Source organism: Solibacillus sp. FSL K6-1126, from assembly GCF_038003445.1.
Taxonomy (GTDB): Bacteria; Bacillota; Bacilli; order Bacillales_A; family Planococcaceae; genus Solibacillus; species Solibacillus silvestris.
In genome coordinates this window covers 3,084,301-3,102,100 of record NZ_JBBOPD010000001.1, presented here as the reverse complement: position 1 = coordinate 3,102,100, position 17,800 = coordinate 3,084,301, and the positions used below count along the sequence as shown (strand labels likewise).

The window sequence follows — 17,800 nt, the reverse complement described above, 5'->3', positions numbered from 1 at the left end:
TTCTGAAAGTTTGGTCAGAATTGATGTTCTGACACATACATTATAGCGGAAAACCAAACAGATTTCCAGAAATGAGAGACGAAAAACACTATTTTTACAGAAAATTCATATATTTAATATTCCTAGAAATAGAGGATGCCGATTAAAGTCAAATGATTATTGTAATTTTAACAAGAAGGAGTACAATAACAATATTATAAAAATGAGGTGTAGTGATGGATTGGTTACAACTGGCTCAGGAAAGAAAAGAAGAGCTTATAAAAGAATTGCAGCAATTGATTCAAATAGAAAGTGTAAAAGATGAAAATAATTTTTCTGATATAATGCCTTTCGGTGCTGGTCCGAAAGCAGCATTGGAATTTATGCTTCAAAAAGGTGTGGAGCAAGGGATGACTACAAAAAACGTGGATCATATGGCCGGCCATATTGAAATGGGCCAAGGTGAAGAACTTGTCGGTGTGCTTTGCCATGTAGATGTTGTACCTGCCGGAGATGTCGCTAGTTGGACATATCCTCCGTTTGAAGGGCAAGTGGCAGACGGTAAATTATTTGGTCGTGGTGCGATTGATGACAAAGGTCCAACAATGGCGGCTTGGCTGGCGATGAAACTGATTCACGATGCGAAAATCCCTTTGAAAAAACGAGTACGAATGATAATTGGTACAGATGAAGAAAGCGGTTTCCAATGCGTGACGTGCTACTTCGAAAAAGAAGAAATGCCGACAATTGGTTTTGCACCTGATGCAGACTTTCCGCTAATCAACGCTGAGAAAGGTATTGCCCATTTAACGTTTTCCAGTAAAGAAAAACGATCAAGCGATGAGCAATTACTGTCATTCTATGCAGGTAACCGAACAAATATGGTGCCGGATGAAGCAACTGCTACTTTAAAATATGCCGAAAAGAGCACAAATGAGAATTTTCTGAAATATTTAAAAGAAAATGACGTTGAAGGTACTTTCACTAAAAACGATAATGGGATTATAATTGTTTTGAAAGGTAAATCAGCCCATGCAATGGAACCGGAAAAAGGACGAAATGCAGCGGTTTATTTAGCGAAGTTTTTACAAAATGTTGTGACGACAAATCAGAGTAAGTCGTTTGTCGATTTTATTGTCCGTGTTTTTGACAACGATCATTACGGAACAGCATTGGACTTCCAATTTGAAGATGCGATGTCAGGACCGACAACATTAAATCCGGGAATCGTAACTTTTGATGAGCGCGGTTCGTCAATTGAAGTAAGTATGCGCTATTCCGTGACATATCCGTTTGAAGAAAAAATAACGAAAGTACAGGCATTATTACAGCATGAAGCTTTTACGTTAGATGTAGTGAGCAATTCAATCCCGCATTATGTAAGCGAGGAAGATGAATTGATACAAACATTGCTCCAAGTTTATCGCAAATACAGCAATGATTTCTCGAAGCCTCTTTCAACAGGCGGAGGGACATATGCGCGCGTTATGAAAAAAGGGGTCGCATTCGGTATGCTGTTCCCTGGTGAACAGGATGTTGCCCATCAGGCAGATGAATTTGTTGATATTGAAAACTTGATAAAAGCGACTGCCATTTATGCAGAAGCAATTGTAAATTTAGCAACTAACTAATTAAAAGGTGGTATTTGAGATGAGCTTTAGTTTATGGAATGATCAAATTGTAAAAAATGAAGAAGTGCTGGTAGACAAGGAAGACCGCGGTTACCAATTCGGTGACGGTGTGTATGAAGTCGTGAAAGTATATAACGGGGAACTTTTCACAGCAACTGAACATATTGACCGTTTTTATGACAGTGCTGAAAAAATCCGTATTACGATTCCTTATACGAAAGATAAATTACACCAATTACTGCATCAACTGGTTGAGGCGAACAACATTGACACAGGTCATGTTTACTTCCAAATTACTCGTGGTGCCGGCCCTCGTAACCACATTTTCCCTGGTGATGATGTGAAACCGGTAATAACAGGGAATGCAAAAGAAAATCCACGCCCATTGGAAAACTTTGAAAAGGGTGTAAAGGCAACATTTGTGGAAGATATTCGCTGGCTGCGTTGTGATATTAAATCATTAAACTTGCTTGGCGCGGTTCTTGCAAAACAAGAAGCATATGAAAAAGGCTGCTATGAAGCGATTTTACACCGTGAAGAGATTGTTACAGAAGGTTCATCTTCAAACATTTACGGTATTAAAGATGGTGTGCTGTACACACACCCGGCCAATAACCTGATTTTAAACGGGATTACACGTCAAGTAATTATTAAATGTGCAGCGGAAATCGGACTTACTGTTAACCAACAGGCAATGACGAAAGAACAGCTGCTTGCAATGGAAGAAGTAATCGTTTCTTCAACGACATCAGAAGTAACACCAGTTATTGAAATTGACGGTACTGTGATCGGCAACGGCACACCGGGTGAATGGACACGTAAATTACAAGCACAATTCGAAACAAAAATTCCAAAAGGGATTAAAGCTTAATCTGGTACGATGTATTCTTTTAGAAAGCTAAAATTTAATTTTTAACAAGTTGATTGGAATGGAGGGGAGGCGACTCCAGCGGGAATAGCGCGAGCCTGAGACTACAGGCTCAGGCCGTGCCCGCGGAAAGCGTCCGACCCGGAATGGAAATCAACTCCGATGGTTTGGGAAAGAATTATAATTACACAATTTAATAAAATAGCGCCTTGCTTATCGGCAAGGCGCTATTTTTTTTTGGAGATAACCTGTAAAATGTAATGTAATAAAGAATAGGAATGAACTTAGGGAGTAGATAAAATGGCTCAGTTAATAAAACTTCAAGATTATATTTCACGATATGAAATTGACTTGGCACGCTATCCGACGCAGTTTATTCGCTTAAAACAAAATCAGTGGGAGCGGATAAAGTATCAATGGCAGACTGGAGAAACAATCGAGCGTTGGGAACATATAGAGGAAGAGGTGCAGGAAGAGAAGAAAAAGTCGCTTTTCCAAAAACTTTTCCCTTTTAAAAAAGATGTACCGGAAGTAGAACAAGAAGATATCGAAAAAGTGACCATTTCCAATGAGTGGGCAGCAGAGGGAGATTCGCATCAAGAAGAGGATACAACGCTAAATTTTGAACCGAATCTAGTCTACACACCAAAAACGTTGGAGGAACTAAAAAAAATGTTCATCGATCAGTTTTTTCATTTCCAAATGAAATGGGCGAGTTCGACATTACGTGAAAAATCTTATGTAGATCCAAAATTTATGCGCGATACATTATTGCGTTCCATGCTTCAAACATTACCGGACAATTACTTAGTATTCTATTATCCGATTTTACGAGTGAAAAAAGCGCCGATTGAGTTGGATATTATTATTATGACACCGACAGAATGTCTGTGCATTACGGTTTTGGAACAGGAAAGTCAGGCGGTCTATATCGCAAATAGCGAACGCTTCTGGTTAAAGAAGGACGGGAAAAATGAAAAAAAAGTGTTAAGCCCTTTAATTCAGTTAAACCGGATGGAAAAAGTTGTCGAACAGATTTTTCATCAGAACAATATTGAACTGCCGATCCGTAAAGTGTTGTTAACACGAAACGGCTATATTGATTATCCTGGAACAATGTATGGTATATCATTTGTGGATAAACGGAAATTTCCGGAATGGATGGCACAATTAAAGCATTCTGTTTCACCGATGAAGCATATGCAAATACGAGGTGCACAAGCCATTTTAAATACAGTTCAAACAACATCTTTTCATCGGGATATTTGGAATACGGAAAATAAGGAAGATTGATGAATGGAAGTACATTTTATAATTAATCCTTATGCAGGAAACGGGCAGGGGATTAAGCGTTGGCGTCAGTTTGAACAACAGTTGGCAATCCCGTATCAAAGCCATTTGACAAAATACGAAGGACATACACTGCTGCTGGCCAATGAACTTGCCGGACGAGCGACAAAGGAAAACCCGGTCTGTCTTATTGCTATTGGCGGGGATGGGACGATTCACGAAGTGCTGAATGGCGCAATACATTTTAAAAATGTTTATTTAGGGGCAGTTTCAGCAGGATCGGGTAATGATTTTGCCAGGGGATATCAAGCATTCAAAACGAGCAAACAGGTCGAGCAATTTATAAATACAGTAAATAGCTCCTCTCATGATTGTGGAGTAGTGAGACAAGGCGGAACAACTAAATACTTCATTAATAATTTTGGTGTTGGATTTGATGCATTAGTCGCGGGTATCGCTAACAGGTCCTCGCTGAAAAGGTCGCTTAATAAATGGAAACTGGGAAAGCTGAGCTATCCTTATTACGTCATTCATGCGCTTTTTACATATAAACCGTTTAAGCTCACCATTTCCTGTGAAGGGAAAATTAAGCAATATCAAAATGTATGGTTTGTAACGGCCAGCAACCAGCCTTATTTTGGCGGGGGGATGAAGTTGTCTCCTAATTCTATTACATCCGATGGCCAGTTCGAATTGACAGTCGTCTCCAATTTGTCGAAATGGAAATTATTATTCCTTTTTGGGACTGTATTTTTAGGAAAGCATACTTTGTTGAAGGAAGTCGAGCAGTTTGCAGCAATGGAAGCAAAGTTGCTTTTTGATGAACCAGTCATGGCACATGCAGACGGTGAAACACAAAAACTAGTAACCGGTCAAAACAAAATTCAAATAACCGTTCAGAAAAAAGCATGGAATTTAGCAAAATAAAAGCAAAAGATGCTATTTTCCGTTATAATATGAGGCAGCTACACAATAGAAAAGAGGATAAGTAAGTGAGATTAAAGCATAAACCATGGGCAGCGGAATATATTCAACAACATCCTGATGTAATTATTCCAAACCCGGAAGATTATAAAGGCAAGTGGACTGAAGCATTCGGCAACGACAACCCGATTCATATCGAAGTTGGTACGGGTAAAGGGCAATTCGTTTTAGGGATGGCACTGCAAAATCCGGAGATTAACTATATCGGTATTGAATTATTTGATAGTGTGATCGTTTGTGCCCTTGAAAAAATTGAAGCAGCGAACAAACCATCCAATTTACGTTTATTAAAAGTTGATGGTGCGAAGCTGGAAGAGTTTTTCGGAAAAGGGGATGTGGACCGTGTATATCTGAACTTCTCGGATCCATGGCCAAAAGTGCGCCATGCAAAACGTCGCCTAACACACGAAGGATTCCTTAAAATTTATGAGAACATTTTAGTTGATAACGGTGAAATCCATTTTAAAACGGATAACCGTGGTCTTTTTGAATATTCACTTGTAAGTATGAACGAATATGGTATGGCATTAAACTATGTATCGCTGGACTTACATGCCAATATGCCGGAAGATAATATTATGACAGAATACGAGGAGAAATTCTCGAAGCTCGGTCAGCCAATATATCGACTAGAATGCCAATACAAGACGAAATAATTAACGATTTAGGGGGATGGAGAAATGGATCGATTTGAATTTCACAACATGACACTGACATGGTTACATGGGGGTGTCACAGCACTGGATGGCGGGGCTATGTTTGGGGTAGTGCCAAAAGCACTGTGGTCTCGTAAATATCCGGTAAATGAACTGAACCAGATTGAATTAGCATGTGAACCAATCTTAATTCAATACGAGGGGAAAAATTATTTAATCGATTCGGGTGTAGGTGCCGGTAAATTAAATGAAAAGCAGCTTCGCAATTTCGGCGTTTCCGAAGAATCAACAATTGAAAAAAGCTTAGCTGAAGCTGGATTAAAGCCAAGCGATATTGATGCAATTTTAATGACACATCTTCACTTTGATCACGCTGGCGGTTTAACGAAGTGGGAAGGGGACAAGCTTGTTCCGGTTTTCCCGAATGCAGTTATTCACACGACACAAATTGAATGGGATGAGATGCGCAATCCGAATATTCGTTCAAAAAATACGTATTGGAAAGAAAACTGGGAGCCTGTACAGCATTTAGTTTCAACATATGAAGGGGAGCTGGAAGTAGCTCCAGGCTTAAAAATGATCCATACGGGTGGTCATAGTGAAGGTCATGCGATTGTTCGCTTGGAGCAAAATGGGGAAGTAGCGCTACATATGGCGGATATTATGCCGACACATGCCCACCAAAATCCGCTTTGGGTATTGGCGTATGATGATTACCCGATGACAAGCGTATTTGCGAAAGAAAAGTTGATGAAAGAAGCACTTGAAAATGGCTACCGCTTTATTTTCTATCATGATGCGTATTACCGCATGATTCAATGGGATACAACAGGCAAAGAAGTAAAAGACAGCCTCGAACGTTCGAAACCGGCATTGATTAAGTAAAAACGAAAGCACCTGCATAGTTTACGAAGCAGGTGCTTTTCTTATCGATTGTGTACTTTTAGCATACTTGTGTTCACAATGATTAAAGGTAAAGAAAATACTTTGATGTAAAGCAGAAAAAATGCGATGACAAAATCACGTCATCGCATCCTTAACATTATATTTGTTTAATATCTACAATGGCACCGGAACGGGCATCTGCTGCGAACTCGTAGTTCTCAAGCTCGCCGTTAATTGTACGAGAAATACCTCCACGATAGACCGGTGTTTCTGTAAAGCCATTACTGAAGTTTTCAGTTTTCATGTAAATCCAAGAACCATCAATTGGTGCATGCTTTTTAAATTCATCTTTAATGTTGGCTAAAATATGATCTGGATTCGCAAATGGTGCGACACGATTGCTCATTTCTTTAACAATGACAGCTGCTGCTATCCCTGTTACAACCCCTATTGTAAAGTCTTTTAAATTCATTTCAAAATACCTCCTCAAAATAGTGACTACCTATACTTTATCATATTCTGAAAATAGAGTAAAAATAATAGAAGGTTCGAAAGTCGAAATATTACTTGCAATTTGTGGTATAATGAAGGTAAATCTACATTTAGAGGTGTTGCAGAATGAATCAAGATACACTTGCTCTTTTTAAAACATTAACAGAATTGCCTGGTGCACCAGGGAATGAACGTGCAGTACGAAATTTTATGCGCTCGGAATTAGCGAAATATTCTGATGAAGTTATTCAGGATAATTTAGGCGGCGTATTCGGCGTGCGTAAAGCTAAAGATGAACAAGCGCCAAAAATTTTAGTCGCTGGCCATATGGATGAAGTCGCGTTTATGGTTACTTCCATTACTGAAAACGGCATGATCCGTTTCCAAACACTTGGCGGCTGGTGGAACCAGGTAATGCTGGCACAACGCGTTACAGTTTATACGAAAGATTGTGAAATTCCGGGTGTTATTGCATCAATTCCGCCACACTTACTGACTGATGCGGAACGTTCGAAACCGATGGATATAAAAAATATGCTGATCGATATCGGAGCGGATTCAAAAGAAGATGCCAAGAATTTAGGTGTACGACCAGGTCAATCCATTATTCCGGTATGTCCTTTCACACCGATGGCCAACCCGAAAAAAATTATGGCGAAAGCCTGGGATAACCGTTACGGCTGTGGATTAGCAATCGAACTTTTAAAAGAGATTCATGGTCAGGAAGTGAAGAGCCATATTTATTCCGGAGCAAATGTTATGGAAGAGGTCGGTTTACGCGGAGCAGCGGTTTCATCGAATATGATTAAGCCTGATCTGTTTTTTGCATTGGATGCTTCCCCGGCGAACGATACATCGGGTGATAAAAATGAATTCGGTCAACTAGGTAAAGGGACATTACTCCGAATCCTGGACCGTTCAATGGTTACACACCGAGGTATGCGTGAATTTGTGCTGGACACAGCAGAATCAAACAATATTCCTTACCAATATTTCGTTTCTCAAGGTGGCACAGATGCAGGACGTGTGCACACACAAAATGACGGAATTCCATCGGCAGTAATCGGGGTTTGCTCACGATATATTCACACTTCTGCTTCGATTATTCATGTAGATGACTATGCAGCGGCGAAAGAACTGCTAGTGAAATTAATCCAAAGTGCAGACCGTTCTACAATCGAATCTATTCGCGCAAACGTATAAAAAAAGTCAATATTATATTATAATACAAGGATGCGAACTTATCGCATTCTTGTTTTTTAGTTGCGGAAATAGGTTTAACGTGACTTACATAAAAATCGGTAAACCAGTTTTTATTGGTATAGACCGTTTAAAAAATGAACAGCTTGGAGATGAAATAATGAAAGTAGCAGTCGGATCGAAAAATAAAGCAAAATTAGGTGCCGTTGAAGCAATTGTTAAACAGTATTTCCCGGAAGCGGCAATAGAAAATATGGATGTACCTTCTGATGTGTCGATTCAGCCATTCTCAAATGAAGAAACAAGACAGGGTGCAATCAATCGTGCACGTCATACGATGATGCTGACAAATGCTGATATAACATTTGGACTTGAAGGCGGCGTCGATGAAATTGAAGGAACAATGTATTGCTGTAATTGGGGGGCGGCTGTTTTAAAGGATGGCACAGTCATAGCCAGCTCAGGAGCACAATTTGCCTTACCTGAAGAAATTGCACAGGAGCTTCGTATGGGAAAGGAACTTGGACCAGTGATGGACGTCTATACAAATAGCGAAAATATTCGTCATCATCAAGGGGCAGTGGGTATTTTTTCAAATAATCTGATTGACCGAAAAGAAATGTTTGAACACATTGTTAAGTTATTAGTTGGCCAAATACTGTTTAAAATGAATAAAGATCAAAAGGACCAGATATAGAGCACATTTGTTGCATTACGGCTTGAAAAATATTTATGATACGATTGAACGTTTGAAAGAGAGGGAAAACAATGAGTCGTAAATGGATACATGCGTTTTTGCTTACTTCACTTGTTGTTATATTATCAGCATGTAGTCAAACAGTCGAAGAACAGGCACAAGCAGGGATGGAAAATGCTGAAACAATATTTAGCAGCGAACCGAATAAAGCAAACAAAACGATTGGACATATAGAGTTATACTTACCAAATGGATATAGTATTGAAAAAGGAATCGATGAATTGAATTATACGATTCTGAACGGTAAAGATTCCTATATACTATTCGTCAATCAAAACGAACCGGAAGACAGTCAGTTACAGTATGATCTATTAAAGCAGGAAAATAAAAATGAAATCGTTGAAGAGAAAACATTCGATGCGGCTGGCCAATTCGGATTTTCTGCTGTCACAAAATTTCCTGAAGAAAAATATGAGCTGATTGTTAATTTAGGCGGCGTAAAGCTGTCGACTATTTCCGTGGATAAGAAGATTGACGATAAAATCCAGGAAATGATGGAAATTGTAAAAACAGTGAAAGTGATTGATTAGTTGAAGCATTGTACAAGCATTGAGTAAAGTAATCACATGGCTTTTTTGTTACAATAGAAGAAGTAAACGGAACGGTTCACATTTGTGAGCCGTTTTTGATTAGATAAAGGAGTGGTTGAATGGAATCGAAACAGTTAGTAGCTGAACTGAAGACTAAATTAGGTGAGGCAAACTTTACATTCACATTCGATGAAAAGCATGATAAATTACGTCTTGAACATAAAAAAATCGGACGAGGGATGGATATCTCTTTACCCGAAATTTTAACAAAGTACGAAACGAAAAAACAGCAGGCAATTGATGAAGTGATTTATACAATTGAGCAAACGTTTTTAGCGATGCAACGGGAAGAAGAAAAGGGCTTTGGCGGACTTGCTTCTGTTTATCCGATCATCCGCTCAACGTCCTTCCCTAAAAAGTCAAATGATGGACATGCATTTGTCATGACAGACCATACGGCGGAAACACGTATTTATTATGCACTCGATCTAGGCACAACTTATCGTTTAATTGATGAATCAATGTTGCCGAAATTAAACGTAACAGAAGAGCATATACGCGAAGCAGCCCGTTTTTCTGTAAAAAAATTGCCGACTTCTGTAAAACGGGATGAAGTTTCAGGCAATATTTATTACTTTTTAAATCAGAATGACGGTTATGATGCAAGCCGAATACTAAATGAAAGCTTTTTAAAGGAAATGGAAAGCCAAATTGAAGGCGAAATGACGGTATCTGTCCCACACCAGGATGTATTAATTATTGGTGATATTCGGAATGAAGTAGGGTATGATGTATTAGCGCAGATGACGATGCATTTCTTTACAGTTGGCGCGGTTCCAATTACGAGCTTGTCATTTGTATATGAAAACGGTCATTTAGAACCGATATTTATTTTAGCGAAAAACAAAGTAAAAAAGGAGCAAGAAGAAAAATGAAAGTAGCTTACAACAAAGCACATGTAGGAGATGTCCTACTAGTTCAATTAGCAATGGAGCCAATCGTAAAAACAGCGATGGATCGCGCTGGCGATGTAGCCATCCTAAAAGAAGAAACAACTGGTGAAGTGAAAGCATTCAACCTTTTTAATGCAAGCAAATACGTAGAACTGGATGTTGCAGGGAATGTAGAAGTAACACCGGAACTTGTAGATAAATTAGAAGCGGCTTTACAAGCAAATGGCGCAGAAATTTCTTTAGAAGTAGAATTTCTCCAAAATTTGTAGTCGGCTATGTTGAATCAAAAGAAAAGCATCCAAATGCAGATAAACTAAGTGTTTGTAAAGTGAACGTTGGGGATGAAACATTACAAATCGTATGTGGCGCACCGAATGTAGATGCAGGCCAAAAAGTAGTTGTCGCAAAAGTTGGTGCTGTGATGCCTTCTGGTTTGTTGATCAAAGAAGGAAACTTACGTGGTGAAGATTCATTCGGTATGCTTTGCTCTGCACGTGAACTGGCAATTCCAGGCGCACCGGAAGTAAAAGGTATTTTAGTACTGGATGATTCTGCAGAAGTAGGAAGCCCATTTGAGGTTTCAACTCGTTAATTAGTACGAAAAGTTAGTATGTTGAGCTGAGTCTCTCATACTAACTTTTTTTTATCCTTAAAAATATCAGCGACAAAGCGCATTTACCCGGCAAATATGATATGCTTTTGAGGTGTATATTATTTATATACTGTATTTAATATAAGAAATAAAGACCGTCTCAAATAGTGGAATTTGTACGGCAATGTTTTTAAGGAAAGAAGTGGTTAATTATGAGTTGGATTAAAAATAAATTTAATAAACTATTTAAAATGGATCCAGATGAAGAATATGATGATTATGAAGAGTATTCCCAACTGGATGATATAAACCAATCAAAACAAACTGAGGCGCAGCAAAATTATCAGGAAGAAAAAGAAGCACCGAAAAAAGCATTCCGATTCCCTTTAATAGAAGATGATTATGAGGAAACAGCGAATCAAGAAAATGAGCAGAGACAAACAACGCGATTTTATGATGATGACAAGGAAAAATTGACATTACCAAATTATTTGCAAAAGCATACAGTACAGGAAGTATATGATGTCGAAGTATCTGGTATACGAGATTTACTGGAACGCCGCCGTAAAGGGAAAGGTCAAACAAATGTTGTGCACACAAGAGATCCTGTTCGTCGCTTGCCAAATTTAAAGGAAGAACGGGAAGCAATACGCCATAATAAGCCTGTACGAGCGGAGAGATTGGAAAACAAAGAAATTCTAAAACCGATCGAAATTAGGAAACGTTTTATTCCTACCGATGTTCCGTCCCCTGTACACGGTTTTAAAAAGCCGTCATCGATTGAAACATTAATCGAAAAACAGCAGGAAGAAAAGCTTAAAAATAAGGAACAGCAACATTCATCAATAATTGAACCTGTGCAGAATGAAACGCCAGAACATTTGGTCGAACCAGTTGCTGTACCATCACCAGATGAAGATCAACAGACCGTAATAGAGCAGCAGGAACATGTAATACACGAGTCTTCTTCAGCAGTTGAGATTCCACAAACAGAACCAGTTGAATCAGAAACAGAACCTGAACTTGAGCATGAAGAAGTGGTTTTAGTCGAAAAGGACGAACCAGCTGAGGTAGACCAACAACCAATGGAAGAAACGATACTTGAGCAACAGAACGAAGCAGTGACTGACATAGGAAATGAACAGGAAGATACTGTAAAAGGTGACACACCTGTTGCAGAAACAATCAATGATGTACAAGTGAAGCATGTGACGATTGAAAACTCGACGATTCACATTGGTCAATTGAATGTAGAGCAAATGCCACCATCTGAGGAAGCGACTATCATTGAGCAGAATAAGGAAGAAACGGACATAGTACAGCCGATCAGCACAAGAAGCCGTGTTCCTTTTAATGTGGTAATGCTGAAGTCAGATAAGCAAAAATTAATGACGAAGCAATTTGTCGAGCAGCAACTAAGTCTACAAAGTAAAAAAAATAAAGAAGACGAAGTTAAGCGAGAAGAGAGTGTAAATACGTTTGAAGAGCCAAATGAAGCTTTTACTGAACGAGAAAATTTTGTGCAACATGAAAACGATGTTGAAGTGGAAACTTTTTATCAAGATACTCAAACAACTCAGAATGATGCACGGGAAGCACATGAAAATGGAGAAGTCATTACTTTTAACGAGCAAGTCGTAAAGCATGAACCAAACAGTCAGCTTGAAAAGGGAACGATGAAGAATTCTACTTCTACATCAATTGGATTGCTGGAACGTGAATCCGTTGTACCGGCACAAGAAGATGAACTTTTAGAAGTTGCTGCAACTACGGAAGCGATATTGGAAGAAGTTCCAGAAACATTGGATATTCAAGGAGTACCCGAAATTCAAGAAGTGACCGTACTTCCTTTAGTTAATGAAGAGGAAGATCAGATTGTTGAAGAAACGTCAGACATAAAAGAATCTACTTCACAAGAATTGGCAGTGGATGAAGCGGAAACTTTAATAGAAGCACCTCCAGTTAAAAGAATACCTTATGTAAAACCACCTCTTGAATATTTAGTACCACCGGAGGAAATGGTAGAAGACCGTGACTGGATGGATGAGCAAGGCGAAAATTTAGTGGAAGCACTATCGCATTTCCAGGTTCAGGCACAAATTGAATCGATCGTACAAGGACCTGCTGTTACGCAATTCGAAATTACGGTAGGGCACGGGACGAAAGTAAGTAAAGTCCGCAATTTAACGGATGATATTAAATTGGCATTGGCTGCAAAGGATATTCGTATTGATGCGCCAATTCCGGGGAAACGTTCAATCGGTATTGAAATTCCAAACCGGATTTCGCGTTCGGTCCGTCTTTCTGAAGTGACAGAATCAGCATCGTTTAAAGATTCTAATTCTCCATTAGAGGCGGCACTGGGCTTAGATTTAACAGGGAAGCCTGTCACAATCGACTTACGGAAAATGCCGCATGGTTTAATTGCCGGAGCGACAGGATCGGGTAAATCGGTATGTATTAACTCGATTTTAGTCAGCCTGCTTTATAAAGCAAATCCGAATGAATTAAAGCTAATGCTGATTGACCCGAAAATGGTGGAACTGGCTCCATTTAACCATATTCCGCATTTAGTCAGCCCTGTTATTACAGATGTTAAAGCGGCTACCGCAGCATTAAAGTGGGCAGTAGAAGAAATGGAAAGACGTTATGAGTTATTTATGCACAGCGGTGCACGTAAAATAGAAGCATATAATAAAATGTGTGATGCAAATGGTATGTATGCACAGAAGCTACCATACTTATTGATTGTCATCGATGAGTTGGCAGATTTAATGATGATGTCTCCACAAGATGTGGAAGATAGCATTGTGCGAATTACGCAAAAGGCCCGTGCTGCAGGAATTCATTTGATTGTTGCTACACAGCGCCCTTCTGTAGATGTTATTACAGGCCTGATAAAATCAAATATTCCAACGCGTATCGCCTTTTCTGTATCATCGCAAATCGACTCTCGTACAATATTGGATTCGCAGGGCGCAGAACGATTGCTTGGTCGCGGAGATATGCTATATTTAGGAAATGGAATGTCGGCTCCAACCCGTATTCAAGGTACATTTGTTACAGATGACGAAATCGAAGAAATTATCGAGTATGTACGTGAACAAGGAGAGCCACAATATATTTTTAAACAGGAAGAATTATTAAAACGCTCAGAAACAATAGAGGAACAAGATGAGTTGTTTGAAGAGGCATGCCGATTTGTGTTTGAACAAGGCTCAGCATCGACATCACTTTTACAACGCCGTTATCATATTGGCTATAATCGAGCAGCTAGATTAATCGATATGTTAGAGCGACATGGTTATGTTTCAGAACCAAAAGGAAGCAAACCGAGAGATGTATATATTACAGAAGAAGAGCTGTTTGAGCAATTTGGAGGCTAAAGAACTAGGTAATTGGACAAATGAAAAAATTTGAATTGTCGTTCAATTATCGTAACGTGTATTTAGTGCTATAATGTAGGCATACTTTGAAACAATAAAATTGATAATTCAATGGGGTCTTCGTATCCTAGGAGGGTTTTATAAATAATGACACGCTATCATTTTACCGGTATTAAAGGTTCAGGCATGAGTTCCCTGGCGCAAATCCTATTTGATGCAGGAGAACAAGTTCAAGGTTCCGACTATGAAACATATTATTTCACGGAGCAACCATTACGTGACCGAGGAATAGAAATTTTAAATTTTGATGAAAACAATATTAAAGAAGGTTTAACAGTTATTGCAGGGAATGCATTTAATGATGATCATCCAGAATTAGTGCGTGCACGGGAGCTAGGTGTTGAAGTCATTCGCTATCATAAGTTTTTAGGCGAGTACAGCAATCGCTATACTTCAATTGCCATTACAGGTGCACATGGTAAAACGTCTACGACTGGTTTAATGAGCCATGTTGTAGGCGGTTATATGCCGACATCTTATTTAATCGGTGATGGTACTGGTTCAGGTAAAGAAGATGCTTCCTATTTTGTTATGGAAGCATGTGAATACCGTCGCCACTTTTTAGCGTATCATCCGGATTATGCAATCATGACGAATATCGATTTTGATCACCCGGATTATTTCACGAGCATTGATGATGTATATGATGCTTTCCAACAGCTGGCTTTACAAGTGAATAAAGCAATTATTGCCTGCGGGGATGATGAACAGCTTCAGAAAATTCAAGCCAATGTACCAGTGGTTTATTATGGTTTTGATCCTGCAAATGATTTTTCTGCGCGTAATATTGTTAAAACATCGGAAGGAACGGAATTTGATGTTTATGTACGTAATGAGTTTTACAGTAAATTCTTTATTCCGTTATTCGGTGACCATACGATTTTAAACACGTTGGCGGTAATTTCACTGTGTCATTATGAAGGAGTTCCGGCAAAGCTGATCCAAGAACGCCTAAATACGTATGGCGGGGTAAAACGTCGCTTTACTGAAACGAAAGTTGGCAATGCGATCTTAGTGGATGATTATGCACACCACCCGACAGAAATTGCGGCAACTTTGCAATCAGCTCGACAAAAATATCCTGAGCGTGAAGTTGTAGCGGTATTCCAGCCACATACGTTTACTCGAACTAAAGCATTTTTACAAAACTTTGCGGATAGTTTGAGCGTTGCCGACGCAGCCTATTTATGTGATATTTTTGGTTCTGCACGCGAAAAGCAAGGAGAGCTTACGATTAATGATTTAGCTAACTTAATTGATGGCTGTACTGTTTTAACAATTGAAACAGTAGATCAACTTAAAAAACATGAAAATGCCGTGTTCCTGTTTATGGGAGCGGGAGATGTTCATAAATATCAAGATGCATTTGAAGCAATTTTGAATTAATTGAAAAACAGCTTAACCTGGAAGTAGAAGGATAAGCTGTTTTTCCATACATAAAATGAACTTTAATCAGTAGGGGTTTCTTCATCCCCTATTGATTGTTAGTTTCACCAATCTTGCATTTCCCTAGCCTTTTACCCTGATAAACACTAGAGGCGGAATTCTTACTTCACGTTAATGCGGGATAAATGTTGGAACTTCTATTCATTAAGGGTTTTATTCATCAAGAGATTGGGGAATATGAAAGCATGGACAAAATGGTCATTCGCCTTTAGTGAATAAATAAATAACAAATTAGAAGTATTCACGTATGAAAAGCTTGAATTTCATGAGGTTTTAGCGAAAAAAATGCTTTTCTAGGAAAAGGATTGTCGCAATTTTTGTCGAATGTATTAATTGGAACTAGATAGAGGAGGTTATTTTTGATGGAAGTATTACTTTATATTGCGGCATTAGTGGCTGCAATCGGATTTTTAGTCCTATGTGTAAGTATTGGTATGACATTGTTTTCTGTTAAGAATACTTTAAATTCGATTGCGGGAACAGTTGCTGGTATCGAAGGACAAATGGAAGGCATTACACGTGAGACGACGAGCCTGCTTACAAAAACAAACGCATTGGCAGATGATATTTCAGATAAATCGGAGAAGTTAAATTCAGTAATGCATGCTGTAAAAGGTGTTGGCGATTCTGTTAATAACTTGAATTCATCCGTTCAACGCATTACAACATCGATTTCAACAGAAGTGCATAAAAATGAAGATAAAATTGCGCAAGTCGTTCAATGGAGTAATGTAGCGATGGGGATTGCAGATCAATGGCGTCAGCGCAAGCCGATTAATGAAGAAGATGTAATTTATACAAGTACTAAAACAAATGAAACACCACCAAGTTTAGGTGGAAAGTCGAAATTTGGTTTCTTAAAACGTAAGTAATGGGAAAATGACACTCAATCACAAGGGGGATTTTTAAAATGGAAGAAAAACGCGTAAACTATGATTATAACCGATTAAATGATTCGATTTATGATGATGAAAAAATTCATGTAAAGGATTTTGTCATTGGTGCTTTAGTAGGCGGTATTGTCGGTGTAGCGACAGCCTTATTACTCACACCGAAGACAGGCAGTGAAATGCGTAACGATGTAGCAGTACAAGCTGTTACATTAAAGGATAAAGGCATTGAGCTTTCCGGCACGGCAAAGGAAAAGACTGCACAACTTTCATCGCAATTAAAAGAACAATCTTCTTCAATTGTTGAGAAAGTTAAAGCCAAAACAGCAAAACAACCACCTGCTTTCGATGATGGAACAGCTTCATCAGAAGGTGAAGAACCATTGCCATTAGATAAAATGGTAGATGAAGAAGTACTCGCTGCCGAATCTCCGGATCCAGATAGCGTAAATACAGATCCAGATATCGCAGCAAACTCAACTCGTCATTCAGATGTTCAATAAAAAAAGGCTCCCAAATATTTGGGGGCCTTTTTTTTATTATGGAAACGAAAACCCCCTGCTATGCGGGGGGTTCTAAAGAGCTTTTAGCTATGGACAAAAAAAATACTCCAGTCGTACAATAAAATCAGGTCTGGTCAACCGATTACGTACGAAAGGAGCTCCAATAATGGATAATAAAAGTTTAGCACATACAACATGGAATTGTAAGTATCACATCGTGTTTGCGCCAAAATACAGAAGAAGAATGATCTATGGAAAAATAAAAGCGGATATTGGTAAAATATTACGTCAACTGTGTGAAAGAAAAGGCGTAGAAATCATTGAAGCCACGGCGTGTCCTGATCATATACATATGTTAGTAAGTATTCCGCCGAAACTTAGTGTATCTGCGTTTGTTGGGTATCTCAAAGGGAAAAGTAGCCTAATGATATTCGATCGACATGCAAATTTGAAATATAAATATGGAAACAGGAAATTCTGGTGTCGAGGATATTATGTAGACACAGTAGGACGAAACAGAAAAGTAATTCAGGAATATATAAAAAATCAATTGCAGGAAGATCTCCTGGAGGATCAAATGACGATGAAAGAATTCATTGACCCATTCACAGGTGAAGAAATAAATCGAAGAAAAAAATAAGTACACCGCTTTAGCGGTAGTCGGAAACGTAGTGCGGTTGGCAGACCTTTCAGAGCGT

The 17,800-nt window shown here is 38.9% G+C and carries 16 protein-coding genes and 1 pseudogene; 16 read left to right on the top strand and 1 reads right to left on the bottom strand.

Annotated features, from left to right (window positions below; all coding sequences use genetic code 11):
- Positions 1-215 precede the first annotated feature (215 nt).
- From pepV to MHH44_RS15310, 6 genes are all read left to right on the top strand, one after another.
- Positions 216-1,610, top strand: a complete 1,395-nt coding sequence (pepV, locus tag MHH44_RS15335) for a dipeptidase PepV (RefSeq protein WP_340798984.1) — start codon at positions 216-218, stop codon at positions 1,608-1,610.
- A gap of 19 nt (positions 1,611-1,629) precedes the next feature.
- Positions 1,630-2,481 (top strand): D-amino-acid transaminase, encoded by an 852-nt coding sequence (dat, locus tag MHH44_RS15330; RefSeq protein ID WP_340798982.1) that lies wholly within the window; start codon positions 1,630-1,632, stop codon positions 2,479-2,481.
- A 297-nt stretch (positions 2,482-2,778) separates the two neighbouring features.
- Positions 2,779-3,771, top strand: a complete 993-nt coding sequence (locus MHH44_RS15325; protein WP_340798981.1) for a nuclease-related domain-containing protein — start codon at positions 2,779-2,781, stop codon at positions 3,769-3,771.
- A 3-nt stretch (positions 3,772-3,774) separates the two neighbouring features.
- The gene (locus tag MHH44_RS15320) at positions 3,775-4,695 is read left to right on the top strand and encodes a diacylglycerol/lipid kinase family protein (protein WP_340798980.1); all 921 of its coding nucleotides are present in this window, start codon (positions 3,775-3,777) and stop codon (positions 4,693-4,695) included.
- Between the two features lie 65 nt (positions 4,696-4,760).
- Positions 4,761-5,408, top strand: coding sequence for a tRNA (guanosine(46)-N7)-methyltransferase TrmB (gene trmB, locus MHH44_RS15315; protein ID WP_340798979.1), 648 nt, complete (start codon positions 4,761-4,763; stop codon positions 5,406-5,408).
- A gap of 24 nt (positions 5,409-5,432) precedes the next feature.
- Complete coding sequence (locus MHH44_RS15310) at positions 5,433-6,293, top strand: YtnP family quorum-quenching lactonase (RefSeq protein WP_008408207.1); 861 nt, start codon at positions 5,433-5,435, stop codon at positions 6,291-6,293.
- Between the two features lie 157 nt (positions 6,294-6,450).
- Here the strand turns inward: MHH44_RS15310 and MHH44_RS15305 are convergent, their stop codons facing one another.
- On the bottom strand, positions 6,451-6,765 hold the full coding sequence (locus MHH44_RS15305) for a hypothetical protein (RefSeq protein WP_008408209.1): 315 nt from the start codon (positions 6,763-6,765) through the stop codon (positions 6,451-6,453).
- Positions 6,766-6,911: 146 nt separating this feature from the next.
- Here MHH44_RS15305 and MHH44_RS15300 point away from each other — a divergent pair, with 146 nt between their 5' ends.
- The 10 genes and pseudogenes from MHH44_RS15300 to tnpA all read left to right on the top strand — a co-directional run bounded on the left by MHH44_RS15300 (position 6,912) and on the right by tnpA (position 17,742).
- Positions 6,912-7,988 carry a M42 family metallopeptidase gene (locus MHH44_RS15300; protein ID WP_340798978.1) on the top strand — a complete coding sequence of 359 codons (1,077 nt, stop codon included), beginning with the start codon at positions 6,912-6,914 and terminating at the stop codon, positions 7,986-7,988.
- Positions 7,989-8,067: 79 nt separating this feature from the next.
- Positions 8,068-8,682 carry a DUF84 family protein gene (locus MHH44_RS15295; RefSeq protein ID WP_065215487.1) on the top strand — a complete coding sequence of 205 codons (615 nt, stop codon included), beginning with the start codon at positions 8,068-8,070 and terminating at the stop codon, positions 8,680-8,682.
- Between the two features lie 71 nt (positions 8,683-8,753).
- Positions 8,754-9,272, top strand: a complete 519-nt coding sequence (locus tag MHH44_RS15290) for a hypothetical protein (protein ID WP_008408212.1) — start codon at positions 8,754-8,756, stop codon at positions 9,270-9,272.
- A gap of 119 nt (positions 9,273-9,391) precedes the next feature.
- The gene (locus MHH44_RS15285; protein WP_008408213.1) at positions 9,392-10,207 is read left to right on the top strand and encodes a DUF1444 domain-containing protein; all 816 of its coding nucleotides are present in this window, start codon (positions 9,392-9,394) and stop codon (positions 10,205-10,207) included.
- Positions 10,204-10,817 (top strand): annotated as a pseudogene (ytpR, locus tag MHH44_RS15280) (YtpR family tRNA-binding protein). Before MHH44_RS15285 ends, ytpR begins: the two are co-directional and overlap by 4 nt.
- 212 nt (positions 10,818-11,029) lie before the next feature.
- The gene (locus MHH44_RS15275; protein WP_340798977.1) at positions 11,030-14,203 is read left to right on the top strand and encodes a DNA translocase FtsK; all 3,174 of its coding nucleotides are present in this window, start codon (positions 11,030-11,032) and stop codon (positions 14,201-14,203) included.
- 147 nt (positions 14,204-14,350) lie between these two features.
- Complete coding sequence (gene murC / locus MHH44_RS15270) at positions 14,351-15,649, top strand: UDP-N-acetylmuramate--L-alanine ligase (protein ID WP_340798976.1); 1,299 nt, start codon at positions 14,351-14,353, stop codon at positions 15,647-15,649.
- Between the two features lie 422 nt (positions 15,650-16,071).
- Entirely contained in the window at positions 16,072-16,581 is a 510-nt protein-coding gene (locus MHH44_RS15265) for a DUF948 domain-containing protein (protein ID WP_008408228.1), read from the top strand.
- A gap of 38 nt (positions 16,582-16,619) precedes the next feature.
- Complete coding sequence (locus MHH44_RS15260; protein WP_008408229.1) at positions 16,620-17,102, top strand: YtxH domain-containing protein; 483 nt, start codon at positions 16,620-16,622, stop codon at positions 17,100-17,102.
- A gap of 166 nt (positions 17,103-17,268) precedes the next feature.
- Positions 17,269-17,742 (top strand): IS200/IS605 family transposase, encoded by a 474-nt coding sequence (tnpA, locus tag MHH44_RS15255; RefSeq protein WP_340798070.1) that lies wholly within the window; start codon positions 17,269-17,271, stop codon positions 17,740-17,742.
- Positions 17,743-17,800 lie beyond the last annotated feature (58 nt).